Source organism: Caulobacter sp. 602-2, assembly GCF_011043625.1.
Taxonomy (GTDB): Bacteria; Pseudomonadota; Alphaproteobacteria; order Caulobacterales; family Caulobacteraceae; genus Caulobacter.
This window is the reverse complement of record NZ_JAAKGT010000012.1, coordinates 82,503-108,828: the sequence shown is the minus strand read 5'-3', so window position 1 is coordinate 108,828 and position 26,326 is coordinate 82,503. Positions and strand designations below refer to the sequence as shown.

The 26,326-nt window shown below is 68.0% G+C and carries 27 protein-coding genes; 12 read left to right on the top strand and 15 right to left on the bottom strand.

Annotation, left to right across the window (positions count from 1 at the left end; genetic code table 11):
• The first annotated feature begins 30 nt into the window (after nt 1–30).
• The 4 genes from G5B46_RS20430 (at nt 31) to G5B46_RS20415 (ending at nt 2,215) form a co-directional block, all read left to right on the top strand.
• Nucleotides 31–432 (top strand): metallopeptidase family protein, encoded by a 402-nt coding sequence (locus G5B46_RS20430; RefSeq protein WP_165261910.1) that lies wholly within the window; start codon nt 31–33, stop codon nt 430–432.
• Nucleotides 429–839 carry an SWIM zinc finger family protein gene (locus G5B46_RS20425; RefSeq protein ID WP_165261908.1) on the top strand — a complete coding sequence of 137 codons (411 nt, stop codon included), beginning with the start codon at nt 429–431 and terminating at the stop codon, nt 837–839. Before G5B46_RS20430 ends, G5B46_RS20425 begins: the two co-directional genes overlap by 4 nt.
• 263 nt (nt 840–1,102) lie before the next feature.
• The gene (locus G5B46_RS20420; RefSeq protein ID WP_276611610.1) at nt 1,103–1,294 is read left to right on the top strand and encodes a hypothetical protein; all 192 of its coding nucleotides are present in this window, start codon (nt 1,103–1,105) and stop codon (nt 1,292–1,294) included.
• Nucleotides 1,295–1,321: 27 nt separating this feature from the next.
• Nucleotides 1,322–2,215: a LysR substrate-binding domain-containing protein gene (locus G5B46_RS20415; RefSeq protein WP_165261904.1), complete on the top strand. Its 894-nt coding sequence runs from the start codon at nt 1,322–1,324 to the stop codon at nt 2,213–2,215.
• Nucleotides 2,216–2,299: 84 nt separating this feature from the next.
• Here G5B46_RS20415 and G5B46_RS20410 read toward each other — a convergent pair whose 3' ends face one another.
• Complete coding sequence (locus G5B46_RS20410) at nt 2,300–3,004, bottom strand: NAD-dependent deacylase (protein WP_165261902.1); 705 nt, start codon at nt 3,002–3,004, stop codon at nt 2,300–2,302.
• A gap of 179 nt (nt 3,005–3,183) precedes the next feature.
• Between G5B46_RS20410 and G5B46_RS20405 the strand changes: the two genes are divergently transcribed.
• The 7 genes from G5B46_RS20405 (at nt 3,184) to G5B46_RS20375 (ending at nt 10,405) form a co-directional block, all read left to right on the top strand.
• Complete coding sequence (locus tag G5B46_RS20405; RefSeq protein WP_116489128.1) at nt 3,184–4,308, top strand: ferritin-like domain-containing protein; 1,125 nt, start codon at nt 3,184–3,186, stop codon at nt 4,306–4,308.
• A 235-nt stretch (nt 4,309–4,543) separates the two neighbouring features.
• Nucleotides 4,544–5,812, top strand: a complete 1,269-nt coding sequence (locus tag G5B46_RS20400) for an erythromycin esterase family protein (protein WP_165261900.1) — start codon at nt 4,544–4,546, stop codon at nt 5,810–5,812.
• A gap of 134 nt (nt 5,813–5,946) precedes the next feature.
• A complete protein-coding gene (locus tag G5B46_RS20395) occupies nt 5,947–6,486 on the top strand; it encodes a lipocalin family protein (protein ID WP_165261898.1) in 540 nt (179 codons plus the stop codon).
• A complete protein-coding gene (locus G5B46_RS20390) occupies nt 6,483–7,043 on the top strand; it encodes a lipocalin family protein (protein WP_205691795.1) in 561 nt (186 codons plus the stop codon). The genes G5B46_RS20395 and G5B46_RS20390 overlap by 4 nt, the downstream gene beginning before the upstream one ends.
• A gap of 60 nt (nt 7,044–7,103) precedes the next feature.
• Nucleotides 7,104–7,577 carry a DNA repair putative endonuclease MmcB gene (mmcB, locus tag G5B46_RS20385; RefSeq protein ID WP_165261894.1) on the top strand — a complete coding sequence of 158 codons (474 nt, stop codon included), beginning with the start codon at nt 7,104–7,106 and terminating at the stop codon, nt 7,575–7,577.
• A gap of 249 nt (nt 7,578–7,826) precedes the next feature.
• The gene (locus tag G5B46_RS20380; RefSeq protein WP_165261892.1) at nt 7,827–8,351 is read left to right on the top strand and encodes a hypothetical protein; all 525 of its coding nucleotides are present in this window, start codon (nt 7,827–7,829) and stop codon (nt 8,349–8,351) included.
• A 26-nt stretch (nt 8,352–8,377) separates the two neighbouring features.
• Nucleotides 8,378–10,405: a TonB-dependent receptor gene (locus G5B46_RS20375; protein WP_165261890.1), complete on the top strand. Its 2,028-nt coding sequence runs from the start codon at nt 8,378–8,380 to the stop codon at nt 10,403–10,405.
• Nucleotides 10,406–10,571: 166 nt separating this feature from the next.
• Here the strand turns inward: G5B46_RS20375 and G5B46_RS20370 are convergent, their stop codons facing one another.
• The 8 genes from G5B46_RS20370 to G5B46_RS20335 all read right to left on the bottom strand — a co-directional run bounded on the left by G5B46_RS20370 (nt 10,572) and on the right by G5B46_RS20335 (nt 19,446).
• On the bottom strand, nt 10,572–11,219 hold the full coding sequence (locus G5B46_RS20370) for a hypothetical protein (protein ID WP_165261888.1): 648 nt from the start codon (nt 11,217–11,219) through the stop codon (nt 10,572–10,574).
• Nucleotides 11,220–11,374: 155 nt separating this feature from the next.
• On the bottom strand, nt 11,375–13,558 hold the full coding sequence (locus G5B46_RS20365; RefSeq protein WP_165261886.1) for a 3-hydroxyacyl-CoA dehydrogenase NAD-binding domain-containing protein: 2,184 nt from the start codon (nt 13,556–13,558) through the stop codon (nt 11,375–11,377).
• Nucleotides 13,559–13,732: 174 nt separating this feature from the next.
• Nucleotides 13,733–14,938, bottom strand: coding sequence for an acetyl-CoA C-acetyltransferase (locus G5B46_RS20360; RefSeq protein WP_165261884.1), 1,206 nt, complete (start codon nt 14,936–14,938; stop codon nt 13,733–13,735).
• Between the two features lie 82 nt (nt 14,939–15,020).
• The gene (locus G5B46_RS20355) at nt 15,021–15,536 is read right to left on the bottom strand and encodes an OsmC family protein (protein ID WP_165261882.1); all 516 of its coding nucleotides are present in this window, start codon (nt 15,534–15,536) and stop codon (nt 15,021–15,023) included.
• 1 nt (nt 15,537) lies between these two features.
• Nucleotides 15,538–15,888, bottom strand: coding sequence for a hypothetical protein (locus tag G5B46_RS20350; protein ID WP_165261968.1), 351 nt, complete (start codon nt 15,886–15,888; stop codon nt 15,538–15,540).
• A 2-nt stretch (nt 15,889–15,890) separates the two neighbouring features.
• Entirely contained in the window at nt 15,891–17,054 is a 1,164-nt protein-coding gene (locus G5B46_RS20345; RefSeq protein ID WP_165261880.1) for an acyl-CoA dehydrogenase family protein, read from the bottom strand.
• A 2-nt stretch (nt 17,055–17,056) separates the two neighbouring features.
• Complete coding sequence (locus G5B46_RS20340; protein ID WP_165261878.1) at nt 17,057–18,850, bottom strand: acyl-CoA dehydrogenase C-terminal domain-containing protein; 1,794 nt, start codon at nt 18,848–18,850, stop codon at nt 17,057–17,059.
• A gap of 116 nt (nt 18,851–18,966) precedes the next feature.
• Complete coding sequence (locus G5B46_RS20335; protein ID WP_101718614.1) at nt 18,967–19,446, bottom strand: MerR family DNA-binding transcriptional regulator; 480 nt, start codon at nt 19,444–19,446, stop codon at nt 18,967–18,969.
• Between the two features lie 191 nt (nt 19,447–19,637).
• Between G5B46_RS20335 and G5B46_RS20330 the strand changes: the two genes are divergently transcribed.
• Nucleotides 19,638–20,261, top strand: coding sequence for a helix-turn-helix transcriptional regulator (locus tag G5B46_RS20330; RefSeq protein WP_165261876.1), 624 nt, complete (start codon nt 19,638–19,640; stop codon nt 20,259–20,261).
• 71 nt (nt 20,262–20,332) lie between these two features.
• Here G5B46_RS20330 and G5B46_RS20325 read toward each other — a convergent pair whose 3' ends face one another.
• The 6 genes from G5B46_RS20325 to acs form a co-directional block, all read right to left on the bottom strand.
• Nucleotides 20,333–20,542, bottom strand: coding sequence for a hypothetical protein (locus tag G5B46_RS20325; RefSeq protein WP_058348051.1), 210 nt, complete (start codon nt 20,540–20,542; stop codon nt 20,333–20,335).
• A gap of 114 nt (nt 20,543–20,656) precedes the next feature.
• Complete coding sequence (locus G5B46_RS24560) at nt 20,657–21,424, bottom strand: APH(3') family aminoglycoside O-phosphotransferase (RefSeq protein ID WP_276611613.1); 768 nt, start codon at nt 21,422–21,424, stop codon at nt 20,657–20,659.
• 2 nt (nt 21,425–21,426) lie between these two features.
• Complete coding sequence (locus G5B46_RS20315) at nt 21,427–23,085, bottom strand: lysine--tRNA ligase (RefSeq protein WP_165261875.1); 1,659 nt, start codon at nt 23,083–23,085, stop codon at nt 21,427–21,429.
• Between the two features lie 44 nt (nt 23,086–23,129).
• The gene (locus tag G5B46_RS20310) at nt 23,130–23,555 is read right to left on the bottom strand and encodes an RES family NAD+ phosphorylase (RefSeq protein ID WP_165261874.1); all 426 of its coding nucleotides are present in this window, start codon (nt 23,553–23,555) and stop codon (nt 23,130–23,132) included.
• 68 nt (nt 23,556–23,623) lie between these two features.
• Nucleotides 23,624–24,055 carry an antitoxin Xre/MbcA/ParS toxin-binding domain-containing protein gene (locus G5B46_RS20305; RefSeq protein ID WP_165261873.1) on the bottom strand — a complete coding sequence of 144 codons (432 nt, stop codon included), beginning with the start codon at nt 24,053–24,055 and terminating at the stop codon, nt 23,624–23,626.
• A 244-nt stretch (nt 24,056–24,299) separates the two neighbouring features.
• The gene (gene acs / locus G5B46_RS20300; RefSeq protein ID WP_165261872.1) at nt 24,300–26,252 is read right to left on the bottom strand and encodes an acetate--CoA ligase; all 1,953 of its coding nucleotides are present in this window, start codon (nt 26,250–26,252) and stop codon (nt 24,300–24,302) included.
• Nucleotides 26,253–26,326: the final 74 nt, after the last annotated feature.

Sequence of the window (26,326 nt, the reverse complement as noted above, 5' to 3'; positions counted from 1 at the left end):
CCCAGCGAGCAATCACGCTATTTCAGGTTCATGACCTGGACCGACCGCCTCGCCCCCTCGCTGGACGACTTCGCCGCCCTGGCCAAGGCCGCCTTCGACGCCCTGCCCGACGAGTTCCGCCGCCTGACCGGCGACGTCGTCTTCCGCATCGACGACTTCGCGACCGACGAGGTGCTTGACAGCCTGGGTATCGAGGACCCGTTCGAACTGACCGGCCTCTACCAGGGCGTGGACCTGTCGCGCCGCTCGGTGCTGGACGTGGGCGCCCAGCCCTCGATGGTCTTCCTCTATCGCCGCCCGATCCTGGACGAATGGTGCGAACGCGGCGATGTGACCCTCGGCGCGCTGATCGAGCACGTGCTGGTCCACGAGATCGGCCATCATTTCGGGCTGTCGGACGACGACATCCATCGCATCGAGGACGAGGCATGAGCCTGTTTGACGCTGAAACCTGGCGCGAGCGGATGGACGAGCGCTGGTTCGAAAGCGGCGCGGCGATCGCCGACAAGGGCGACGTCGACCTGGTGTCGATCGAGGACGACGCGGTGACCGCCCACGTCACCGGCAGCGCCGGCGACCTCTATGTGGTCGAGCTTCGCGCGCCGGCCGGCGAGGGCCGCTGCGATTGTCCGGGGTTCGCCAAGTTCGGCGCCTGCAAGCACCAGGCCGCCGTGGTCGTCGCGACCAACGCCCTGGACGAACCGGGCCTGCAGGCGGTGCGCGATCGCATGGCGCGCCTGCGCGACGGCCTGGCCCTGGACAGCCGCGAGGCCCTGGTCGAGCGGCTGGTGGATCTGGCCCGCCGCGACCCGAAGGTGCTGGCGACGCTGGAAGGCTGATCAGCGATACTCAAAAGATATGAGGCAATACTTTCCAGATATACCTGGAGCGCCGTCCATATTTTGCCTCAAAATTCGCGCAACGAACGGTGCGCAAATACACAATATCCCCCGTCGCGGGAGTTTGCGATTGAATATTACGGATTCTGCGCAATACTTATCGCAGATTCGTCGGAGGTCGATGCAACACCGCTGACGACTGGCCAGAACGCGCTCGCTCGCCGTGCGCAGTCTTGCCAGCCGCGTTGCGAGAGATTGCGTCAGTGTCCATCACAGGCCCCAAGGCAAGCAAGCCGGAGAACAAGACCCTCGTGGTCGCGTTATCGGTGTTGCAACTGACGGTCGTGGTGATCGTATGGCTGTTGGCCCTGATCCCAGCGGCTCTGGCGGCTCTGGCCGTGTTCCTCTGGAAAGGCGCCCGCCCGACCGTCCGGGGCAAGCTTCCGCCCGCCTGAACTTTCCGCCGAGTTTCGCGCCACCCCATGGAACTGCGCCACGTCCGCTATTTCGTCGCCCTCGCGGAAGAGCTGAACTTCACGCGCGCGGCCGCGCGTCTGGGCATCGGCCAGCCGCCGCTGAGCCAGCAGATCCGCGACCTGGAGAAGGAGATCGGCTATCCGCTGTTCCTGCGCCGGCCGCACGGCGCCGAACTGACCGAGGCCGGCCGCGCCTTCCTGGCCGAGGCCCGGCTGATCCTTGAGCAGGCCGAACGCGCCAAGGAAGCCGCCCGCCGGGCCGGCGGCGGCCATGTCGGCGCGCTGCGGGTCGGCTTCACCTCGTCGGCCAATTTCCATCCGGCGGTGACCGAGGCCTTCGCCGTGTTCCACTGGAAGTATCCCGACGCCAGCCTGATCGTCGAGGAAAGCCACTCGGCGCGCCTCGCCGAGCGCCTTTTGCATTCGGAACTGGACGCGGCCTTCGTGCGCCCCGGCAACGTCGCGGCCGAGGGTCTGGACCTGCTGCCCCTGGGCGAGGAGCCGCTGATCCTGGCCCTGCCGGCCGGCCACCCCCTGGCCGCCCAGGCCCGGGTGCCGGTGGCGGCGCTGGCGGGCGAGCCGTTCGTGATCTTCTCGCAGGGGATCGGCCGCACGTTCCTGGGCCTGATCCGCGAGACCTGCGCCCAGGAAGGGTTCGAGCCGACCATCGGCCAGGAGACGCCGCACATCGTGGCGATGATCAACATGGTCGCCGCCGGCCTGGGCGTGGCCATGGCCCCAGGCTCGATCGCCCAGCTGGCCGTGCGCGGCGTCGTCTACCGCCCGCTCGACGGCGCGGCGCCCCAGGTGCCGCTGGCCATCGCCACCCGGGCCGGCGACGCCTCGCCCCTGGTACGCAACTTCCTGGCCCTGATCCCGCCGCCGGTGGTGGAGGACTAGGCGGAGGCCGGCGCCGCCCCTCATCTCCCGTCATTCCCGTCCTTGTGGCGGGAATGATGGGACGTTGGGGATCGCAGGGCGCCCCTACCGCAGCACCGCCTCCACCCAGGCCGGCACGACCTCGCCGGCCGGGCCGTAGAGGCGCTCGTCGAAGGCGCGGGCGTTGTCGGAGGGTTCCAGGTTGATCTCGCAGGTGCGGATGCCCATCCGCCGCGCCTCGCCCACGAAGCCGGCGGCCGGATAGACCGAGCCCGAGGTGCCGATGGCGACGAACAGGTCGGCCTCCTCCAGCGCGTCGAAGATCTCGTCCATGAATAGCGGGACCTCGCCGAACCAGACGACGTGCGGCCGCGCCATGCCGCCCGCGCCGCAGGATCCGCACACCGCCTCCGCGTCCAGCGGGCCGGGGTCGGGACGGACAGCCTCGCAGGCATGGCAGCGGGTGACCGCCAGCTCGCCGTGCATGTGGACGACGGCGGTCGATCCGGCCTTCTCGTGCAGGTCGTCGACGTTCTGGGTGCACAGAAAGAGCCGCCCGCCCCGCGCCGCCAATTCGCGCTCCAGCCGCGCCAGGGCGAAATGGGCGGGATTGGGCGCGGCGGCGGCCAGGTTGGCGCGGCGGGCGTTGTAGAAGGCCCGAACCTTGGCCGGATCGCGGGCGAAGCCCTCGGGCGTGGCGACCTCGGCCAGGTCGTACTGCGTCCATACCCCGCCTTCGTCGCGGAAGGTGCCAAGCCCGCTCTCGGCGGACACCCCTGCTCCGGTCAGCACAAAGACATTCAGTCCCATTGGCAGGCCCACGGCGATGTTTCCCATTCTGGTTCAAGCGGCTGCGGCGAAGGTGACGGGTCCGTCATTTTTAATTTGACCGTACCGGAAGTTTGAGTGGACAGTGTTCACTCGAGGAGAGGCCCGCGCCAGACGGGCCCCGTCGAGCAGCCGAGAGGCCTACAGGAGAGGAGCCGACCGTGACGGACAAGAACATCACCAAGGACGCCATGTACGATGCGGTGGCGCCCGACGACTTCGAGTCCATGCTCGAACTCGACCGGTACGGAAACCGATCGAGCGCCTTCGACAAGATCATCTCGGCCACCCACGACCACTTCTGGGACCCGCTCGACAAGGCCTATATCGATTTCGACGAGCCGTTCGACATGGAGAACCAGCCGCTGGTTCCCGAGGACCTGGTGATCGCCCTGTCGACCGACTACGTCTCCAACCACCTCTCCGATCCCAAGCAGCGCACCCGCTTCATCAACCAGTCGGTGCTGCGCAGCTTCTCGTCGATCCTGCACGGCGAGCAGGGCGCGCTGAACCTGTCGGCCAGCCTGTGCCACGTGCTGAAAGACCAGGGCGCGCAGGAATACGCCGCCAACCAGACCCGCGAAGAGGCGCGCCACGTCACCGCCTTCGCCAAGTACATCAAGGCCCGCTGGGGCAAGCCGGTCGAATGCGGCCCGGCGCTCAAGAGCCTGCTGGTCGAGATCATCGCCGCGCCTGAGGTCTACAAGAAGATCATCGGCATGCAGATGCTGGTCGAGGGCCTGGCCATGGGCGCCTTCGCCACCTTCTTCAAGGAAATCCACGATCCGCTCGGCAAGAAGCTGCTGCAGCTGGTGATGACCGACGAGGCCTTCCACCACAAGTTCGGGAAGATCTGGGCCGACCGCACCGTGCCCAAGCTCTCGCCGGAAGAGCACGCCATCATCGAGGACTGGGCGGCTCACTGCTTCCAGACCCTGCTGTTCAACCTGGTCTCGCCGCACCAGCAGCTGGATCTCTACCGCGAGTTCGGCCTGGACCCCGACAAGGTGGTCGAGGAGTACGGGCAGATCATGACCGACGACCTGCGCCGCGAGCACATGAAGGAACAGACCAACATCTTCCGGGTGCTGGTGAAGACACTGCTCAACGCCGGCATCATCACCGACCGCACCAAGGCGTTCTACGCCATGTACGTCGACCTGGAGGAACTGAAGGCCGAGGGCGACCGGATGGTCGGCGACGACATCGCCGAGGAAGGCATCCGCCACCTGCAGGCCATCAACTTCAAGGACCGCGCCGTCCCGGTGACCATCGCCGCGGAGTAGGTTGAACTAAGAGAGCCCCTCTCCTCTCCCGTCGCACCCGCCGCAAGGGCGGGTGTCGACGAAGGCAGGCGTCTGCTCGCGGCGACCATCTGGGCGTCGCAAGCAGATGCCTGGCCTGGCTTCGCTTGCGCCCCGCGATCGACATTACTGAGGATCAACTTCCCGATGATCGCGATTTAGCTCGCGACCTCCTGGTGATCTCCGTAAGGCTGCTGCGTCTAACGGGGCGTGCGCTATGAATCTGAAATCGACTGTGGCCGCTTTGGCGCTCGCAAGCCTGTGGGCGGCGTTCGCCCATGCCGAGACTGTTGCACCGCCCACGTTCGCCGAGCGTCTGGCGCAGGCAGGATCGCCGTTGACGGTCCGGCCGGATGGCTTCGCGGGCCCGGGAGCCGCGATACTGTCGGAGGCTGTGGGCGACAGCCGGTACGTCCTCATCGGCGAGAGCCATTTTTCGCGCGAGATCCCCGCCTTCACCACGAACGTCTGTCGCTTGATGGCCCCCGGCGGCCTGACGGCCATGGCCGTCGAGACCGGGCCGGAGGCCGCTGGAGCGGTCAACGCACGCATGAGAGCGCCGGACCGCGAACAGCAGATTTCCGACTTCATGCGCTCTCATCCCGACGCCATGGCCTTTCTCAACAGCCGCGACGAGGGACGGACGGCGGCTGATTGCGCGGGCGTCGCCGGACCGGATTTCAAGCTGTGGGGACTGGACCAGGAATTCCTGGGCGCCAGCGGCTACCTGTTCGAACAGATGCTGGCGGCGGGCCCTGGGCCGCGCGCTCGCGCCCAGATCGAAGCGCTGGCCAAGCAGGAGCAAGCGGCGACGCGGGCCGCGCTCACCTCTGGTTCGCCCATGGACCTGTTCCTGCTCAAAGCCGACGATGCGACGCTGGATCAGGCTGGAACGGCCATCGACCAGGACGGCGGCGACCGGGCCAAGGCGCTGTTCGCCGCCCTGCGCGAGACGCGCGCCATCTATCAGGCGTCGCAGTCTCGCCGTGGCGATCCGAACGGGCGCAGGGCGCGGCTGATGAAGCGGACGCTGGCGACGCACCTTGCCGAGGCCCCGCAGGCGCGCCTCCTGATGAAGTTCGGAGCCTACCACCTCTACAAGGGCTACAATCCACTCGGCCAGCGCGACCTGGGGAACTTCGTCGCTGAACGCGCCGACGGAGAGGGCGCAAAGTCCCTCCACATCGTCGTCACCGGCGCGAAAGGCGAACAGGCCGGATACGGCGGGGTCGGTCGCCAAAGGACCGTGCGCAAGTTTGATGCGACCACGGGCAAGGACAGCGACTGGTCCAAGGACGTGATGCTGGCCCGCCCGTCGGGCACGCCGCAAAGCGACTGGTTCCTGGTGGATCTGCGCCCTTTGCGCAGCATCGATCTGGAAGCCCTGACGCCTGAGTGGCGCGCGATCATCCGCGGCTACGATCTCGCCATCGTGGCGCCGGAACTATCCGTGTCCTCCGTGCTGGGGGTTCAGGACGCCCCGTAGGACCACCACCCGTTCCTCCCGGCCGGAATGGCGAAGGCTGCGCCGGGAACACCGCCGCCTGCCCTTGCGTTTGCCTCCTTTCGGGGGATGAACTTGAGCAGGGCGCAAAGCCCGCCAAGCAGCAAGGTGTCGGAATGCGCGTAAGCCTGATCCTGTCCCTGGCGGCGAGCCTGGCCGCGACGTCGGCCATGGCCCTTCCCATGCCGGCCCTGGCCGGCGCCCAGCCGCCGTCCAAACCGGTGGCGGCGGCCTTCTATTCGGGCAAGTGGTACGAGATCGCCCGCACGCCCAATTCGGGCCAGCGCAACTGCGAGGCCCCGACCACCGAGTTCACGGCCAAGACCGCCGAGAGCTTCTCGGTGCGCCAGGTCTGCCGGCGCGACAGCGCCACCGGCAAGGCCAAGACCTTCAACACCAGCGGCAAGATCGTCGCCGGATCCGACAACGCCAAGTTCTCGATGAACTTCCTGGGCGGGTTGAAGAAGCAGGAATACTGGGTGCTGGACCACGCCGAGGACGCCTCGTGGGCGATCATGGCCACGCCCGGCGGCAACTTCGTCTGGCTGCTGGCGCGCAAGCCGGTGATGGACGAGACCGCCAAGGCGGCCGCCCTGGCCCGCGTCAAGGCGCTGGGCTACGAGAAGCTGGTCTTCCCGCAGCAGCCGGAGGCCTGAGCGTGCGGCGACGCCACCTGGCGCTGGCCGGCGCGGTCGTGCTGGCCCTCGGCGCGGCGGTCGCCTGCGCGGGCGCGGGCCCCGTCGGCAATCCCCGGCCCCCGCAGCCGGCCAAGCCCGTCGAACTGAGCAAGTATCTGGGCCTGTGGTACGAGGCCGCCCGCTACGACTTCCGCTTCGAGAAGGGCTGCGAAGGCGTCACCGCCGAATACGCGCTGCGACCCGACGGCCTGGTCGAGGTGCGCAACACCTGCCGCAAGGGCGGCCCCGAGGGCATCGAGAAGGTCAGCCTGGGCAAGGCCAAGGTGGTCGACAAGGCCACTGGGGCCAAGCTGAAGGTGTCGTTCTTCGGCCCCTTCTTCGTCGGCGATTACTGGGTGCTGGACCACGCCGACGACTACAGCTGGGCGATCGTCGGCGAGGGTAGCGGCCGCTATCTCTGGCTGCTGACCCGCGACAAGCCCACGCCCGGCCTGACCCAGACCCTGACCGACCGGGCCAAGGCCATGGGCTACGACGTCTCGCGCCTGAGGGTGACCAAGCACGCGCGGGGGTGAGGGCGCGCCTCGAAGGAAGCCTCGCTTGCGCCGCGAACAAAGATGGAACATGGTGGCGACATGGACGTCGTCGTCGACATCAGCCTCCCCCCCTCGGCCATGGGACGCCCCGAGACCACCCTGGCCGTCACCCGCGGCGCCGCGCGGCTGCTGGTCGACCTGGGCTATGCGCCGCTGGCCGAGGTGACCCTGCCCAACGGCCGCCGGGCCGACCTGATGGCGCTGGGCCCCAAGGGCGACATCGTCATCGTCGAGGTGAAGTCGGGGCTGGACGACTATCGCGTCGACCGCAAGTGGGGCGAGTACGGCCCCTATTGCGACGCCTTCCACTTCGCCGTCGCCCCGCAGTTTCCCGAGGGGATCCTGCCGGAGGAGCCCGGCCTGATCGTCGCCGACGGCTTCGGCGGCGCCGTGGTGCGGGCCGCGCCCGTCACGCCGCTGGCGGGGGCCCGCCGCAAGGCCCTGACCCTGGCCTTCGCCCGCCTGGCGGCCCTGCGGGCGGCCGGGGTCGCCGCCGAGCGCCTGGCGATCTGACCCGCGCGATCTGAAATAAGTTCGGACTGCGACATTCTGTCCAAATACAACTCAAGATCAGGCCACGACGCGAATAGACCTTCCATAACGCAAGGTCACTTGCTGACCTGAAGTTGTCTCACTGTCGGATACCCGACCAGTGCAAACGTTTGCATAACGGCGTCACCTCGTCGCCGTTACGTCTTCTTTACACCCAGCGCGCCATCACCCCGCCCACAAGCCCAACAAAGGGCAGGGGATTTCAACAGAATGTCGAAGAAGAAACCCGTCGTGGCGCTGGCCGCGGCGCTCCTCACCATCGCGCCGATCAGCGCCCATGCCGACGCCGCCAAGGACGTGCAGATCGCCGGCCGCGCGCTGACCTTCCTCGAGAACGGCCCCACCGGCAAGGCGGTGCTGGGCGTCGTGTTCGACCCGTCCAAGCCGGCCTCGGTCGCCGAGAAGAACGCCGTCATGGCCGCCATCGGCGGCGGCCTGAACACCGGGACCCTGACCCTGACGGCCAAGCCGGTCGAAGCCGGCGCCGTCTCGGGCGTGGGCGGCGTGGCCGCCCTCTACGTCACCACCGGCGTCAACGCCGCCCCCGTGGGCGCGGCCGCCAAGGCCAAGAAGATCATCACCATCGGTTCGGACGCGTCCTGCGCCGCCAGCGGCGCCTGCGTCATGAGCGTGTCGGCCGATCCCAAGGTCGAGATCATCGTCAACCGCGGCGCCGCCGCGGCCGTGGGCGCGGTCTTCAAGTCCGCCTTCCGCATGATGATCCGCGAAGTCTGATCGCCGCCAGCACAAGAGACATATCCATGAAGAAGACTCTCCTGGCCGGCGTTTCCGCGGGCCTCCTCGTCGCCGCCGCCTCGGCCGCTCACGCCCAATCGATCGACTACGGCTCGCTCGAGCAGCTGTTCAACGAGCCGGTCACCACCAGCGCCACGGGCGCCCCGCAGCGCTCGACCGAAGCGCCGGTGGACATGACCATCATCTCGGCCGCCGACATCACCCGCTCGGGCGCCGTCGACCTGCCGACCATCCTGTCGCGCGTGGCCGGCCTGGACGTCACGACCTGGGGCGCCGGCGCCGCCGACGTCAGCGTTCGCGGCTACAACCAGGCCATGTCGCCGCGCCTGCTGGTGCTGATCAACGGCCGTCAGGTCTATCTCGACCACTACGGCTACACCGCCTGGGCCACCCTGCCCGTGCAGCTGTCGGAGATCCGCCAGATCGAGGTCGTCAAGGGCCCCAACAGCGCGCTCTTCGGCTTCAACGCCGTCAGCGGCGTGGTCAACATCATCACCGTCAACCCGAAGTTCGACGACGCCGGCGACATCACCGTGCGCGGCGGCAACTTCGGCTACGGCGAGGTTTCGCTGGCCAAGACCTTCAAGCTGGGCGAGCGCTTCAGCGCCCGCGTCTCGGGCGGCGCCAGCCAGAGCGACGAGTTCAAGAGCACCGTCGCCGGCGTGGCCAAGAGCCAGCTGAACGACCCGGCCAAGATCTCGGCCAACATCGACACCGTCACCCAGCTGACCGACAAGGCCGAGCTGCGCGTCGAGGGCTCGTACTCGAACGTCCAGGTCAGCGACATGCTGTCCAACTACGCCTACTCGCCCAGCAAGTACCTGACGAGCTCGCTGAAGGGCACGCTGACCGCCGACACCAAGGCCGGCCAGCTGCAGCTCTCGGCCTACCAGAACGACCTGACCGCCAAGCACCTGATCCTCGGCCAGAAGGCGCGCTTCGAGAACAAGATCACGGTCGTCTCGGCCCAGGACCTGTTCAAGATCGGCGCGAAGCACACGATCCGCCTCGGCGGCGAATACCGCCACAACGAGGTCAACACCGCCCCGATCGGCGGCGCGGAAGTCAGCTACGACGTGCTGTCGGCCTCGGCGATGTGGAACTGGGCGATCAGCGACAAGCTCGCCTTCACCGCCGCCGGCCGCTACGACAGCCTGGACCTGTCGCGCGACGGCGCCTTCCCGGCCGGCTCGCCGCCGCTGGGCAACGGCTACTGGGATCGCAAGATCGAAGAGCCGTCGTGGAACCTGGGCCTCGTCTGGCGCGCCACGGACGCCGACACCTTCAAGGCCAGCGCCGCCCGCGGCGTGCAGGTGCCGACCCTGGTCGACCTGGGCGCCCTGCAGGCCCGCGTCAGCGTCGGTCCCTACACCCTGGGCCTGGCCGGCAACCCGACCCTGGAACCGGCGATCGTCACCAACTACCAGCTGACCTATGAGCGCGCCCTGCCGGCCATCAAGGCCCAGATCAGCGCCAAGGCCTTCATCCAGAAGACCGAGGACGTGAAGGGCCAGCCGACCTCGGCCCAGATCGACGTGCCCGCCACGCAGGTCAGCCTGCCGGTGCTCAGCTACCGCAACATCGGCGAGAGCAAGATGAACGGCTTTGAGCTGGCCGCCTCGGGCGAGTTCGGCGCCGGCTTCCGCTGGAACGCCGACTGGACCCACACCGAGGTGGACGACGAGCCGCTGGCCGGCTTCTCGCCGCTGCTGCGCTCGGCCGCCTTCGGCGCGACCACGCCGGAGAACCGCGCCAACGCCTCGCTGGGCTGGACCGGCGGCGCCTGGACGGCCGACGGCTTCGTCACCCTGGTGGGCGACCACGAGGCCTATGCGTTGTACGCCGTCGGCGCCAACCCGCGCCTGGTGAAGATCGAAAGCTACGCCGCCATCGGCGGCCGCGTGGCCCGCACCTTCGACCACGGCGTGACCGTGGCGATCAGCGGCCAGAACCTCGGCGACAACCGCCAGCGCCAGAGCGCCGGCCTGGAAGTCGAACGCCGCCTGTTCCTGAGCGTCAGCAAGAGCTGGTAGGCGAAGGGTTCGGGTTCGAACACGGAAAGGGCGGCTCGCAAGGGCCGCCCTTTTTCGTGTCGTGGGACCCCCTCCGGCCCTCCGGGCCACCTCCCCCAGAGGGGAAGGATCTAGAAGAAGATGCTCCCCCTCTGGGGGAGCTGTCGCGGAGCGACTGAGGGGGCCCTCACCAGTCGCTCTTTTTCTTCTTCATCAGGGCCAGCAGGCCCGGATACGGCCCCTGGCCGGTGCGGTAGAGGCACCACTCGTCGTCCTTCTTGCAGGCGCCGTCGAAGAAGTCCTTCTTGGCCTGGTCGATCACCGCGTACATCGGCGCGTCCTTGGCCTTGATCCCCAGCTTGTCGTCGCAGGCCGCGCGTTCGGCCTTGGTCAGGCGGTAGAGGTCGGCGTGGTTGCAACCCCCGCCCTGGCGCGCGGCCGTGCGCAGATCATCGCCGCCGGGCGTGGGCGTTCCCCTCGACTTGAAACCCGGCGGGGCGACGGCGGCGCGCGGCGCCTCGGGCGCGGCTGGCGCCGGGCTCGGCGCGGGCGCCGCAGCCACCTGGGCGGGCGGAGGCGGCGGAACGACAGCGCGGGCCGGAGGCGCCTTCGGGGCCGCCGGCGCAGCGGCCGGGGCGGCCGGCGCCTCGACGCGCGGCGCGGGCGGCGGGGCGGCGTCCACCAGGTCGACGATCAGGTTCTGCTCGACCAGCGGCGGCATCACCTTGATCCCGGCCAGCAGCCCCACGCCCAGCAGCACGTGCAGGCCGCTCGCCACGATCAGGGCGAGGGTGAAAGGCCTCTTGCGGCGAACTGTCGATCGCCTGCCGGCCATCCAGAATCCCTGCTTCCGGCTGACAACGCGCGGTGAAGGTCGAGGTATCCGGCCGATGGGGCGCGGCGATGGCGGCATTGATGCGGCGGCGCAAAGAAAAAGGCCCGGCGTCGCCGCCGGGCCTCCTCATTTCGCCTGAAGGGCGAAAGCGAGCCTTAGGCGGCCGCCTTCTCCTTGACGCCGAAGCGGCCGTAGAAGGTCTCGCCCTTGGCGGCCATCTCGCGCAGCAGGGCCGGCGGGGTGAAGCGCGAGCCGTAGGCCGCGGCCAGCTGGTCGAGGGTCTCGACGAACTTGGCCACGCCCACGCCGTCGATCAGGCTGATCGGACCGCCGGTCCAGGGCGCGAAGCCCCAGCCCAGGATGGCCCCAACGTCGGCTTCGCGCGGATCGACGATCACGCCTTCCTCGAAGCAGCGCGCGGCCTCGACGGCCTGGCGGTACAGCAGGCGGGTGCGGATCTGCTCGATCAGCGCCTTGTCGGCGTCCTTCACGGTCACTTCGACCAAGTCCGAGAGGCCCGGCCACAGGGTCTTGGGGCCGTTTTCCGGATAGTCGTAGAAGCCCTTGCCGTTCTTGCGGCCGTAGCGGCCCAGATCCTCGACCATCTTGGCGATGATCGCGGTGAACGGACGCTCCTCGTACTTGTCGCCGAGGTCCTTCTTCGTCTGGACGGCGATCTTGTGCGACAGGTCCAGCGCGACGTCGTCGTGCATTTCCAGCGGACCGCGCGGCATGCCGGTGGCGCGGCCGACATTGTCGATGATCGCAGGCGCGATGCCGTCGCTCAGCAGCTCCATGCCTTCCTGCACGAAGGTGCCGAAGCAGCGCGAGGTGTAGAAGCCGCGGCTGTCGTTGACGACGATTGGGGTCTTCTTGATCTTCAGGACGTAGTCGATCGACTTGGCCAGGGCTTCCTGGCTGGTCTTCTCGCCCATGATGATCTCGACCAGGCCCATCTTGTCGACCGGCGAGAAGAAGTGGATGCCGATGAACGAGGCAGGACGCACCGAAGCCTCGGCCAGGCCGGTGATCGGCAGGGTCGAGGTGTTGGAGCCGAAGATGGCCGTGTCGGCCAGCTGGGCCTCGGCCTTCTTGGTCACGTCGGCCTTGATGTCGCGATTCTCGAACACGGCCTCGATGACCAAGTCCGAACCCTTGACGTTGTCGTAGTCGGCGGTCGGGTGGATGAGCGCCAGGATGGCCTCGCCCTTCTCGGCCGTCATCTTGCCGCGCGAGACGGCCTTCTTGACCAGGCCCTCGGCGTAGCCCTTGCCCTTGTCGGCGGCTTCTTGCGACTGGTCGATCAGGACGGTCTCGATGCCGGCCATGGCTTGGACGTAGGCGATGCCCGCGCCCATCATGCCGGCGCCCAGGACGGCGACCTTCTTGACGTCGTAGTGCGGCACGCCGGCCGGACGGCCAGCGCCCTTGCCCAGCTCCTGCAGGGACAGGAACAGGGTGCGGATCATGCCCTTGGCCTGCGGCGTCATCAGGGTCTTGATGAAGTAGCGGGTCTCGATGCGGATGGCGGCGTCGAACGGAACCTGCAGGCCTTCATAGACGGCCTTCATGATGTTCTGCTGGGCCGGATAGTTGCCGTAGGTGTTCTTGCGCAGCATGGCGTTGCCCATGATGAACACCTGGGCGCCGGTTGGGGTGTAGGGGCCGCCGCCGGGGATCTTGAAGTCCTTCTTGTCCCAGGGAGCGACCGGGTCGCCCTTGGTCTTGATCCAGGTCTTGGCGGCCTCGACTTCCGTGCCGGCCGGCACGACTTCGTGCACGACCTTGAGGCCCAGGGCCTCGGCCGGCTTCATCGACTTGCCTTCGAGCAGGTAGGGGGCCGCGGCCATCACGCCCATCAGGCGGGTCAGGCGCTGGGTGCCGCCGCCGCCCGGCAGCAGGCCGACCTTGGCTTCCGGCAGGCCCAGCTGCAGCTTCGGCAGGTCGGCGACCACGCGGTAGTGCGTGGCCAGGACGAATTCCAGGCCGCCGCCCAGCGCCAGGCCGTTGATGGCCGCGGCCACCGGCTTGCCGCTGGTTTCCAGGCCGCGGAAGGCCTTGTTGAGCGCGAAGCCGGCGTCGAACGCGGCTTGCAGGTCATTGCCGCCCAGGCCGCCCGAGCCGCCCAGTTCGCCAAGGTCGGCGCCGGCGCAGAAGCCCGAGGCCTTGCCCGATGTGATGACGACGCCCTTGATGGCCGCGTCGGTCTTGATGGTCTCGACCAGCTCGCCGACTTCCTTGATCACCGAAGCGGTCAGGGTGTTCATCGAACGGCCGGGGACGTCGAAGGTGACCAGGGCGATGCCGTCGCCGTCGACCTCGATCTTGAAGTTTTCCATGGTGATGTTCCTCAGATTTTGAGGCCGTACCCCCTCACCCTCCCGTCCCTTCGGGCCGGGCCCCTCCCTCTCCCCATGGGAGAGGTGGACCCTTGCGCGCCCTTCTCCCAAAGGGAGAAGGAGGGGCCCGCGCCGCATCGCGGCGTGGGAGGATGAGGGGTTACGACATTAGGATCAGACGCGTTCGATGACCGTGGCGGTGCCCATGCCGGCGCCGACGCACAGGGTGATCAGGGCGGTTTCCTTGTCGGAGCGTTCCAGCTCGTCGACCATGGTGCCCAGGATCATCGCGCCGGTGGCGCCCAGCGGGTGGCCCATGGCGATGGCGCCGCCGTTGACGTTCATCTTCTCGTGCGGGATGTCCAGCGCCTGCATCATGCGCAGGACGACGGCCGCGAAGGCTTCGTTCAGCTCGTAGAGGTCGATGTCGCCGACTTCCATGCCGAGCTTCTTGAGCAGCTTCTCGGTGACCAGCGAGGGGCCGGTCAGCATGATCGACGGCTCCGAACCGATCGAGGCCATGCCCTTGATGCGGGCGCGGGCCTTCAGACCCAGCGCGTCGCCCATTTCCTTGGTGCCGATCAGCACGCCGGCGGCGCCGTCGACGATGCCCGAGCTGTTGCCCGCGTGGTGCACGTGGGTCATGCGCTCGACCTGCGGGTAGCGCTGGGTGGCGACCGCGTCGAAGGCCATCTCGCCCATGCCCGTGAACGAGGGGTTCAGCGAGGCCAGGGTCTGCATGGTGGTGGCGCCGCGAACGGTCTCGTCGTGGCTCAGGATGTTGAGGCCCAGCTGGTCCTTCACCGGCACCACCGACTTGGCGAAGCGGTTCTCGGCCCACGACTGGGCGGCGCGGCGCTGGCTCTCGACGGCGTAGGCGTCGACGTCGTCGCGGCTGAAGCCGTAGAGGGTGGCGATCAGGTCGGCCGACACGCCCTGCGGCATGAAGTAGGTCTTGAAAGCCGACGACGGGTCGGTCGGCCAGGCGCCGCCGTCGCTGCCCATCGGCACGCGGCTCATGCTCTCGACGCCGCCGCCGATGGTGAGGTCGGCTTCACCCGAGATGACCTTGGCCGCGGCCATGTTCACGGCTTCCAGGCCCGAGGCGCAGAAGCGGTTGATCTGCACGCCGGCGACGCTCTCGGCGTAGTCGGCGGTCAGCACGGCGGTGCGGGCGATGTCGGAGCCTTGCTCGCCGACCGGGGCCACGCAGCCCAGGACGACGTCGTCGACCTTGGAGGTGTCCAGGCCGTTGCGGTCGCGGATGGCTTCCAGGACCTGGCTGGCCAGCGACAGGGCGGTGATCTCGTGCAGAGAGCCGTCCTTCTTGCCCTTGCCGCGCGGGGTGCGCACGGCGTCGAAGATGTAAGCGTCGGCCATTGAATGGCTCCTTCCTGCGATCTTTTAAGTGTGTTGGCCCCAGAGCGCGATCGCGCTCTAGACTTTTGTTTTCAAAGCCTTTTCACCCACTTCCAATGTGAACATTGGAAGTGGAAAGGCTTTGCAGGGCGTTTTCGAGCGCCGCCTCGACCCGGACATCCGTCCGAACCGAGTTGGCGATGAAACAGGCGTGGTGGGCGGCCTCGTGCAGGGCCGCCAGCTTAGCTTCGTCGGGCGCGTCGCCCTCGAAGACGATGTCGGGACGAAGAACGACATGGCTAACCCAGTGAGCCCCATGCTCGTTCCGGGTCATCGTTCCCTCGGCCCTGTCGCGATAGGCGCTGATGAAGAAGCCGGCGCGACGGGCCAGGTCGAGGAAGGTCAGCATGTGGCAGGACGACAGCGCCGCCACGAACATCTCCTCGGGATCGACGCCCGCCGGGTCCGACCAGGGCAGCGGCACCACCGACGGCGAAGCCGAGCCGAGCGCCGTGACCCCGCCGTCGAACGACAGGGTGTGGGCGCGGCTGTAACGGCCCCTGGGGAAGTCCGCCCCAGGCTCCAGCTTCCAGTCGACGATGGCGACGTGGATCGACATGCTACTTCTTCCAGGTCCCGATCGGCGACTTGTGGATCGGGGCGCAGGTCAGGCCGCGGGCGCTGGCCTTGGCCGAATAGACGACGCGCTGGCCGAACTCCGGCGGCGGCAGGCGGCAGGGCGTGAAGCCCGAGGTGTTCACTGTCAGCGTCCAGGTGGCGATCTTGGAGCGCAGCAGGTTGTTGCACTGCTCGACGCCGGGCTTCAGCGGCAGGTCGAAGGCGCCGGGCTGGGGACGCTTGCCCTCCAGCTTGCCGGAGAACTGCAGCGGGCGGCGGCCCTCGGCCTTGATGCAGACCACGGCCGAGCGGGCGGTGTCGTTAGGGGGCGGAGGCGGAGCGTCGGCGAACATCATCAGAGCGTCCTCGCGATCAGCAGTTTCATGATCTCGTTGGTGCCGCCGTAGATGCGCTGGACGCGGCTGTCCTTGTACATCCGGGCGATCGGGTACTCGTTCATGAAGCCGTAGCCGCCGAACAGCTGCAGGCAGCGGTCGACGATCTTGTTCTCCAGGTCGGTCACCCAGTACTTGGCCATCGAGGCGGTCGAGGCGTCGAGGTCGCCCTTCAGGTGGCGCTCGATGCAGTGGTTGACGAACACCTTGGCGACGGTGGCTTCGGTCTTGCACTCGGCCAGCACGAACTGGGTGTTCTGGAAGGCGATGATCGGCTTGCCGAACGCCTGGCGCTCCTTGACGTAGGCGATGGTCAGCTCCAGCGCCCGCTCGATGGTGGCCATGCCCTGCACGGCGATGTTCAGCCGCTCCTGCGGCAGCTGGGCCATCAGCTGGAAGAAGCCCTGGCCTTCCTCGGTCCCGAGCAGGTTCTCGGTCGGGATCTTCACGTCGTTGAAGAACAGCTCGGAGGTGTCCTGGGCCTCGTGACCCAGCTTGTCGAGGTTGCGGCCGCGCTCGAAGCCTTCAGCGCCGTCTGTTTCGACCACCACCAGGCTGGTGCCGCGGGCGCCGCCGGCCGGGTCGGTCTTGGCCACCACGATGATGAGATTGGCCGTCTGGCCGTTGGTGATGAAGGTCTTGGAGCCGTTGACGACGTACTGGTTGCCGACCTTCTTGGCCGACGTCTTGACGCCCTGCAGGTCGGAGCCCGCGCCCGGCTCGGTCATGGCGATCGCGCCGACCAGCTCGCCGGTCGACAGGCGCGGCAGCCACCGCTGCTTCTGCTCCTCGGTGCCGTAGTGGAAGATGTACGGCATGACGATGGCGTTGTGCAGGCTGGCGCCGAAGCCGTCGACGCCCTTCTTGCCCAGCTGCTCCATCAGGACGACCTCGTGGCGATAGTCGCCGCCGGAGCCGCCGTATTCTTCCGGCGTGGAGAGGCCGAGCAGACCGGCCTCCCCCGCCTTGTTCCACATCGCGCGATCGACGCAGTGGTTCTTGCGCCAGGTCGCCACGACGTTTTCAGGAGCGTGCTCGTCGAAGAACTTGCCGACCGCGTCCTCGAAGATCGCGATGTCCTCTTCGGCCATGAAGGCCGGCTTTTCGACGTCGAGCACGCTCATTTTCAGAAGGCCTCCGCGGGCAGCGCCATCAGGGTCGCCGAGCCGGTCTTCAGTTTGGCCAGATGCGCCCCAGCGTCAGGCAAGACCCGTTCGATGAAATAACGGGCCGTGGCGACCTTGGTCGTGAAGAACGGGTCGGTGGAGCCTTCGGCGATCTTGGCGTTGGCCGCCTTGACCATCAGGGCCCACATGTACGCGAGGCCCGTCAGGCCGAAGAGGTGCATGTAGTCGGTCGAGGCGGCGCCCGCGTTGTCGGGGTTCTGCAGGCCGTTCTGCATCAGCCACATGGTGCCGTCCTGCAGTTGGGCCTTGGTCGCCGCCAGGGCGTCGATGAACGGCTTCAGCTCGGCGTCGCCGTCGTTCTCGCCGACGAACTGGTCGATCTCCTGGAAGAAGGTCATCACGCCGCGGCCGCCCTTGGCCGCCAGCTTGCGGCCGACGAGGTCGAGGGCCTGCACGCCGTTGGTGCCTTCGTAGATCAGGGCGATGCGGCAGTCGCGCAGGTACTGGCTGACCGGGAAGTGCTCGGTGAAGCCCGAGCCGCCGTGCACCTGCACCGCGTTGGAGCAGGCCTGGAAGCCGCGGTCGGTCAGGTAGCCCTTCAGGACCGGCGTCAGCAGGCCCATGTAGTCCTCGGCCTTGGTGCGCACAGCTTCATCCGGGTGAGCGTGGGCTAGGTCGCCGTGCAGAGCGGTCCAGAACAGGAAGGCGCGGCCGCCTTCGATGATGGCCTTGTTCTCCAGCAGCAGGCGACGCACGTCCGGGTGGACGATGATCGGGTCGGCCGGGCCGTCGGCGTTCTTCGGGCCCGTCAGCGAACGGCCCTGCAGGCGGTCCTTGGCGAAGGCGACGGCGGCCTGGTTGGCCGCTTCGGCCTGGGCGACGCCCTGCAGGCCGACGCCCAGGCGGGCTTCGTTCATCATCACGAACATCAGCTTCAGGCCGCTGTTCTCTTCACCGATCAGATAGCCCTCGGCGTCGTCGTACTGCATGACGCAGGTGGCGTTGCCGTGGATGCCCATCTTCTCTTCGAGGCCCACGCACTTGGCGCCCTCGTTGCGCGCGCCGACGCTACCGTCGGCGTTCGGGAAGAACTTCGGCACGATGAACAGGCTGATGCCCTTCACGCCGGCCGGGGCGCCCTCGATGCGGGCCAGCACCAGGTGGACGATGTTGTCCGACATGTCGTGCTCGCCGGCCGAGATCCAGATCTTCTGGCCGGTGATCTTGTAGCTGCCGTCGACCTGCGGAACGGCCTTGGTGCGCAGCAGACCCAGGTCCGTGCCGCAGTGCGGCTCGGTCAGGTTCATGGTGCCGGTCCACTCGCCCGTGATCATCTTGGGCAGGTAGGTCTCTTTCTGCGCGTCGGTGCCGCCGGTGTGGATCGCCGAATAGGCGCCGTGGGCCAGGCCCGGGTACATCGAGAAGGCCATGTTGGCGCTGCTCGACATTTCCGAGAACGACAGGTTCACGACGTGCGGCAGGCCCTGGCCGCCGTAGGTCGGATCAGAGCCGAGGCCCGTCCAGCCGCCTTCGCACAGGGCCTTGTAGGCTTCCTTGAAGCCCGGCGGGGTGGTGACGGTGTTGGTGACCGGGTCCAGCTTGCAGCCGGTCTTGTCGCCGACGCTGTTCAGCGGGGCCAGGACCTCGCCGGTGAACTGGGCCGCGCCCTCGACGATCTGCTCGACGACGTCGATCGAGGCGTCAGCGAAGGCCGGCAGATTGCCGTACTGCTCGATGTTGAGCACGTCGCGCAGCAGGAACATGTGATCGCGAACGGGCGGCTGATAGGTCATTTAAAGCAGTCCTGATGGGTCGGATCGGGGAGGTGGAACCAAGGCCCGCCCATCCCCCCGGTCTTGGCGGAAACAGGCGCGGCCTTGAGTGTTTTGAGCCTTACTTGCCCAGGGTCTTACTTACCCAGGGCCATTTCGGCGCCGTCGAGGCGGGCGCGCAGCAGCTGCTCGTAGTCGGCCGAGCGCGGCAGGAGGTCGGGGCGGATCTCGGCCAGGCGCTTCTCGAGGCGATCGCAGGCCTCGCGCAACTCGATCAGGGCGCCGTCGATGTCTTCGCGCTGCTGCTCCAGCGCCGAGGCGCGCTCGCGGAACTTCTTCAGCGACCGGGCCATCTGGGCCGCGCCGTCGTCGTTCTCGTCGTAGAGGTCGAGCAGCTCGCGGATCTCCGACAGCGACAGGCCCACGCGCTTGCCGCGCAGGATCAGCTGCAGGCGGACGCGGTCCTTGTGGGAATAGACGCGGTTGAGGCCCTCGCGGGCCGGCGTCAGCAGGCCCTTGTCCTCGTAGAAGCGCAGCGCCCGGGGCGTGGCTTTGAATTCGTTGCACAGCTGACGGATCGAGAACGTGCGCTCGGGACGTCGAAGATCGGCTGCCATCGGTACCCTCCCAGGGTGCGGCCGGCCTTCCCGGCCGGGTCATTGGTTATCGCCGTTCACGCTAGACCGGACCTTGCGGAACGTCAACGCTTACGTAAACGTCAACCTTGACCTTGGGACATAGGTTTACATTCCTAGGTCGCGGGCTTAATTTCCTTTCCGTGCCGTCACCTGGACGCGTGGAGGACCCCATGCTCTCGCACGCCGAAATCTGGACCGCGATCGACGCGCTGGCCAAGCGGTTCGACATGACGCCGTCGGCCATGGCCAAGCTGGCGGGCCTGGATCCCACCGCCTTCAACCGCTCCAAGCGCGGCGACGTCGACACGCGCCCCCGCTGGCCCTCGACCGAGAGCCTGGCCAAGGTGCTGGAAGCCACGGGCGTGGGTTTCTCGGAGTTCGCGGCCCTGACCGAAAGCGCCCAGGGCCGGCGGGCGGGCATCCCGCTGATCGGCCAGGCGCGGGCCGCGCCGGGCCTGTTCGACGAGGCGGGCGCGCCGCGCGGGGCGGGCTGGGAGGAGATGGAGCTTCCGGGGCCGCGGGAGGACGGGCTCTACGCCCTGGAGGTCGAGGGCGACGCCCTGGCGCCGGTCTATCGCGACGGCGACCGGCTTCTGGTCTCGGCGACGGCCGAGCCCCGGCGCGGCGACCGGGTGGTGGTGATGACCACCGATGGCGAGGTGCTGATCAAGGAACTGGGCCGGCTGACGGCCCGGACGATCGAGCTGACCTCGGTCCTGCGCGACGGCGACGACCGCACGCTCGACCGCATGGCGGTGGCCTGGGTCGCCTGCGTGCAGTGGGTCAGCCAGTAAGCCGACCCGACCTTTCTTTCGAGCATTCCTTCATCCGATAACCGCTTCGCACTTATCGGGGAACGCTCGCCTCAGGTGCGCGGGCAGTCGGCGTGGTGGCCGTTGAGCCAGTCGCGCAGCGCCGCGGCGCGGGGATCCTCGCATGACACGTCGACCCGGTAGGAGGCCCAGGTGTCGTTGTGGGCGGCCTCGATGCGGGCGCCGGGGAACTGCGAAGCGATGCCGCCGATCAGGGAGTCGAATTCCGAACGGTCGTGCGGGCGAAGCGTGAAGGAAGCCATCGGACTATTCCTGGTTCTGATGGTTCCGAGCCTAGACTCCGAAGTTCGCACAAACCCTTAATTCGAAATTCAGAAAGCGTTCATGAAACGAGGCACGGTGTCGCAGGCCGGCGATCAGAAGAACTCGTCCAGCAACAGGTGAAAGCCTTCCCTGTCTTGGTCTTGCGCCGCGCCGTAGGCCGCCAGGAAGCGATCGGCCAGTTCGTTCCCGAATTCTGAAAGTGAACGGCGCATCAGGGCCAGATCCTGCCAGCGGTCGGCCAGACCCAGGCGACCGACGTCGATGAAGCCGGTCGGTCGACCGTCCTCGACCAGGATGTTGTCGAGCGTGCAGTCGCCGTGCGCGACCACCGCTTCGACCCTGGTCGGCAAGGTCGTGCGCAGCTGCTCCAGCAGGCGCCCCGGATCGGCGCCGGCCCGCTCGTCGTCGAAGTCTTCGGTGTCGACCAGGCCCGCGGCCAGGCGGCGGGCGGCCTCCTCCACGCGCGCCGCGGGCGCGGCGTCGAACGGGCAGTCGGCGGCCGGCAGGGCGTGCAGCGCCGCCAGCATCCGCGCCAGCTCGGCGACCGGCGCCTCCCCCCGTTCGGGATGAGCCGACAGCCAGTCATGAGCGCTGACGCCGGGAACGGCCGTGGTCAGCAGCCGAGCCTCGCCCGCAGCCTGGACGAACGCCAGGACCGACGGAACCGGCGCGCGGCCGGCCAGCCAGGCCAGGCGCTGCGCCTCGGCCCGGATCTCGGCCGCGACGGCCCCCGCTCCGGATTTCAGATAGAGGGTGGGCCGCCCCGGCGCGGTCAGGCGAAGGACGCTTGCGCCGCCCTCCCCCGCGCTCGCCGGGACGGCCTCATAGCCCGCGATCAGGGCCGAAAGATCGGCCGTCAGGCTCAGCCCAGCTTCTCTTCGATCAGGGCGATCGTGCGATCGATCCCGAAGATCGCCGCGAACGAACCGAAGCGCGGACCCTGGCTCTGGCCGAGCAGCACTTCGTACAGGGCCTGGAACCAGGCGCGCAGGGGATCAAAGCCGTGGGTCTTGCCGACCTCGAACACCTCGTTCTGGATCAGCTCGGCGTCTTGCGTGCCGGCCGGCATGGCCTTCAGCTTGGCCAGCAGGTCGAGGATCGCGGCGCGTTCCTGGTCGGTCGGGGCGCGGAAGGTCTTCGTCGGTTTGACGAAGTCCTCGTAGTAGTTGATCGCGTAGCCGGCCAGGCGGTCCAGCAGCGGCTGGGTTTCCGCCGACGCGCCCGGGATGTAGCGCGACAGGAAGCCCCAGAGGATCTCCTTGGTCGAGGCGTCGGCGGCCGACACCAGGTTCAGCATCAGGCTGAACGACACCGGCGAGCCCTGCTCCGGCGGCTTGCCCGCATGGATGTGCCAGACCGGGTTGTCGAGCTGCTTGGCGCCTTCCTGGCGGCCGAAGGCGTCCAGCTGCTGCAGGTACTCGTCCGTCGCCTTGGGGATGACGTCGAAATAGAGCTTCTTGGCCGACTTGGGGCTCTGGAACATGTAGTACGACAGGCTTTCCGGCGCGCCGTAGCGCAGCCAGTCCTCCATCGACAGGCCGTTGCCCTTGGTCTTGGAGATCTTCTGGTTGTTCTCGTCCAGGAAGAGCTCGTAGTTGAAACCTTCGGGCGGGATGCCGCCCAGGGCCTTGCAGATGGCGCCCGAGGCCTTGACCGAGTCGATCAGGTCCTTGCCGCTCATCTCGTAGTCGACGCCCAGGGCGGTCCAGCGCATGGCCCAGTCGGGCTTCCACTGCATCTTCACGTGGCCGCCGGTGACCGGGACCTCGACCTTGGAGCCGTCCTCGTCCTCGAAGACGATCGTGCCCTTCTCGACGTTGCGCTCCAGGGTCGGAACCTGCAGCACCTTGCCGGTCGACGGGCTGATGGGCAGGAACGGCGAATAGGTGGCGCGGCGCTCTTCGCCCAGCGTCGGCAGCATCACCTTCTGGATGGCGTCGAAGCGGGCCAGGGCCGTCAGCAGGACTTCGTCGAACAGGCCCCCCTTGTAGCATTCGGTCGAGGACACGAACTCGTACTCGAAGCCGAAGCTGTCGAGGAAGGCGCGCAGGCGGGCGTTGTTGTGGGCGCCGAAGCTGTCATGGGTGCCGAAGGGGTCGCGGACGACCGTCAGCGGCTTGCCCATGTCCTCGATCAGCGGCTGCTGGTTCTCGATGTTGCCCGGAACCTTGCGCAGGCCGTCCATGTCGTCGCTGAAGGCGATCAGGCGGGTCGGGATGGCGTCGTCGGTGAGCGCGCGGAAGGCCTGGCGCACCATGGTCGTGCGCGCCACTTCCCCGAAGGTGCCCAGGTGCGGCAGGCCGGACGGGCCATAGCCGGTCTCGAAGATCACGGCCTTGGAAAGGGCCGGATAGGCTTTCACCGCCTCGTCGGTCTTGCCGGCGTCGATCAGGGCTTTCGCGGCCTCCTGATCGGCGCGGTCGGGGAGGCGCACGCGCAGGACGCGGGCGATGGTGGCGCGCGCCTGCTCGAACGGCCAGGAGCGGGCTTCGCGGGCGAGGGGGGAGAGGCCTTCAAACATGGCCGCGCGTATAAACCCTGGCGGGGAATGAGGCTAGGGTCAGGTCAGAACAGGCGCGGATCGAACCGGAACGGCTCGTCGCGCAAGAGCCGTACGCCCGCGAAGGCCGGATGGCGGGGATTGAGCAGGGTATTGATCTCCTGCGGCACGATCTGGCTGGGAACGTGCAGACACAGCGCCCGGCCAGCCTCGAGGAAGGCGTCGCCCACCGCCACGCTGTCGTCCGGAACGGCGTCGAGTGCCAGGCGGGGCGCGTCGTCGGGAACCTCGATCCCCAGCAGGCGGTAGTCCAGCGGCAGCAGGTCGGGCGACAGGTCAAGATGCACCAGCACCTCCAGCACCGCCAGGCTAGGGCTGGCGGCGGTGTAGAGCATCGGCCGGCCGGGCGAGTTCCAGCGGCCGCCGTAGAGCCGAGCCCCCTCCCCGTCCAGGCCGACATGGGCGGCTTTGGCGATGTGATGGACGATCATCGACAAACCCTCAGAAGTGATCCGTCTTCGGATTCATACCGCATGGCGTGCGGCGTCAAACGCACACCTCAAGCCGCCAGGCCGTGAGCGATCTGGCCCAGCAGCCGCTCGACGCCCTGGGCGCCGAGGTCGGTGTCGGCCATCGAGATCGGTGTCTGGCCTTCCAGCGTGCGGTTGGGTCGCTCCAGCCAGCGCCAGGCGCGCTCTTGGTCGCCCAGCACGTCCTCGGCGGCCGCCACCATGCGGGCGATCCGCACCATGCGGTCGGACTCGGCCGGATCCAGCGGCTGGTCGGCGTCGCGGCGGCGATTGAAGGTGCGCCGCGGCATCACATAGGGCTCGATGGCCGAGAACGGCTGATGCGTGGCCGCCAGGAAGCCATCAACCGAAGCGACCGGCAGGCCCCTGCGGACCAGCCGGACCACGTCAAACTCCGTGGCCAGCGGGCCTGTTACCGCCTCACCGCCAAGCAGTTCCTGGATTTTTACGACCGGGGCCATGCGATGCCAACCAAACGCCGCTACATCAGCGGCGTTTTGACTATAGGCCGAAGGCGGGCTGTGGACAAGTTCCACACCCACCCCCTCGTCATCCCGGCCGGAGAGCAGCGGATAGCCGGGCCCCTGGGGACTGGGAGCGGTATTCAGACTGCCCCTTCGCAGAGACAGCCGCATTGCGCCGGCCCCTGGGTCCCGGGTCTACGGCCCGCTGCGCGGTCCTTCGCCCGGGATGACGGACTCGACCTTAAGCCGCCTTCGCGCCCGCCCGGTTGCGCACCAGGTCGTCGACCACCGACGGATCGGCCAGGGTCGAGGTGTCGCCCAGGGCGTCGACCGCGTTCTCGGCGATCTTGCGCAGGATGCGGCGCATGATCTTGCCCGAGCGGGTCTTGGGCAGGCCGGGCGCCCATTGCAGCACGTCCGGCGCGGCGAAGGGGCCGATCTCGTGACGCACCCACAGCACCAGCTGCTTGCGCAGCTCCTCGGTGGCGACCGCGTCGGCCTTCAGGGTGACATAGGCGTAGACGCCCTGGCCCTTGATGTCGTGCGGGTAGCCCACCACCGCGGCCTCGGCGACGGCCTCATGGGCCACCAGGGCGCTCTCGATCTCGGCCGTGCCCAGGCGGTGGCCCGAGACGTTGATGACGTCGTCGACCCGCCCGGTGATCCAGTAGTAGCCGTCGTCGTCGCGCTTGCAGCCGTCGCCGGTGAAGTACTTGCCGGGATAGGTCGAGAAATAGGTCTCGAAGAAGCGCTGGTGGTCGCCATAGACCGTGCGCATCTGGCCCGGCCAGCTGTCGGTGATCACGAGGTTGCCCTCGGTCGCGCCCTCAAGCACCGCGCCCTCGGCGTCGACCAGCTGCAGCTTCACGCCCGGCAGCGGCTTGGTGGCCGAGCCCGGCTTGAGGTCGGTCGCGCCGGGCAGCGGCGAGACGAGGATGCCGCCCGTTTCGGTCTGCCACCAGGTGTCGACGATCGGCAGGCGGTCCTTGCCGACCACGCGGTGATACCAGAGCCAAGCTTCCGGATTGATCGGCTCGCCGACGCTGCCCAGCAGGCGCAGCGACGACAGGTCGTTCTTGAGAACGTGCTCGTCGCCCTCGCGCATCAGGGCGCGCAGGGCCGTGGGCGCAGTGTAGAAGATCTCGACCTTGTGCTTGTCGACCACGTCCCAGAACCGCGACGGGGTCGGGTAGTTGGGCACGCCCTCGAAGATCAGGCTGGTTCCGCCGTTGGCAAGCGGACCGTAGACCACGTAGCTGTGGCCGGTGACCCAGCCCACGTCGGCGGTGCACCAGAAGATCTCGCCAGGGCGGTAGTCGAACACGGACTCGAAGGTCCAGCTGGCCCAGGCCAGGTAGCCGCCGGTGGTGTGCAGCACGCCCTTGGGCTTACCCGTCGAGCCGGAGGTGTAGAGGATGAACAGCGGGTCCTCGGCGTTCATCGGCTCAGGCGCGCAGTCGGGCGAAGCGGCGTCCCTGACGTCGTTCCAGATCACGTCGCGGCCTTCGACCACCGGCACGTCGGCGCCGGTCCAGCGGACCATCAGCACCTTCTCGACCTGCGGGCAGTGGGTCAGGGCCTCGTCGATATTGGCCTTCAGCGGCACGGTCTTGCCGCCGCGGCGGCCCTGGTCGGCGGTGATGACCAGGCGCGAGTCGCAGTCCTGGATACGGCCGGCGATGCTGTCGGGCGAGAAGCCGCCGAACACCACCGAATGGATGGCGCCGATGCGGGCGCAGGCCAGCATGGCGATCGCCGCCACGGGCACCATCGGCAGGTAGATGGTGATCCGGTCGCCCTTCCTGGCGCCCAGGTCCTTCAGCACATTGGCCATGCGGCAGACCTGGTCGTGCAGCTGGCCGTAGGTGATCTTGTCGGAGACGCCCGGCTCATCGCCCTCGAAGATCAGGGCGACGTCGTCCTTGCGGTGCGGCAGGTGGCGGTCGATGCAGTTGGCGCTGACGTTCAGCACCCCGTCCTCGTACCAGCGGATGCGGAAGTCGTCCTTGGCGTAGGAGACGTTCTTGATCTTGGTCGGGGCCTCGATCCAGTCGAGGCGGGCGGCGAGTTCGCGCCAGTAGCCCTCGGGGTCGCTTTCGACGCGGGCCACGGCGGCCTCGTAGCCCTCGGCGTCGATATGGGCCTTGCCCGCCCAGTCTTCCGGCACCGGAAACAGCTGTCCGTCGCTCACCACGCGTCTCCCTAACGTCTCTTCAGTCGATCTTGTCGTCGCCAGCGGTCTTGCCGCTGCGTCAGTCGTCGTCTTGC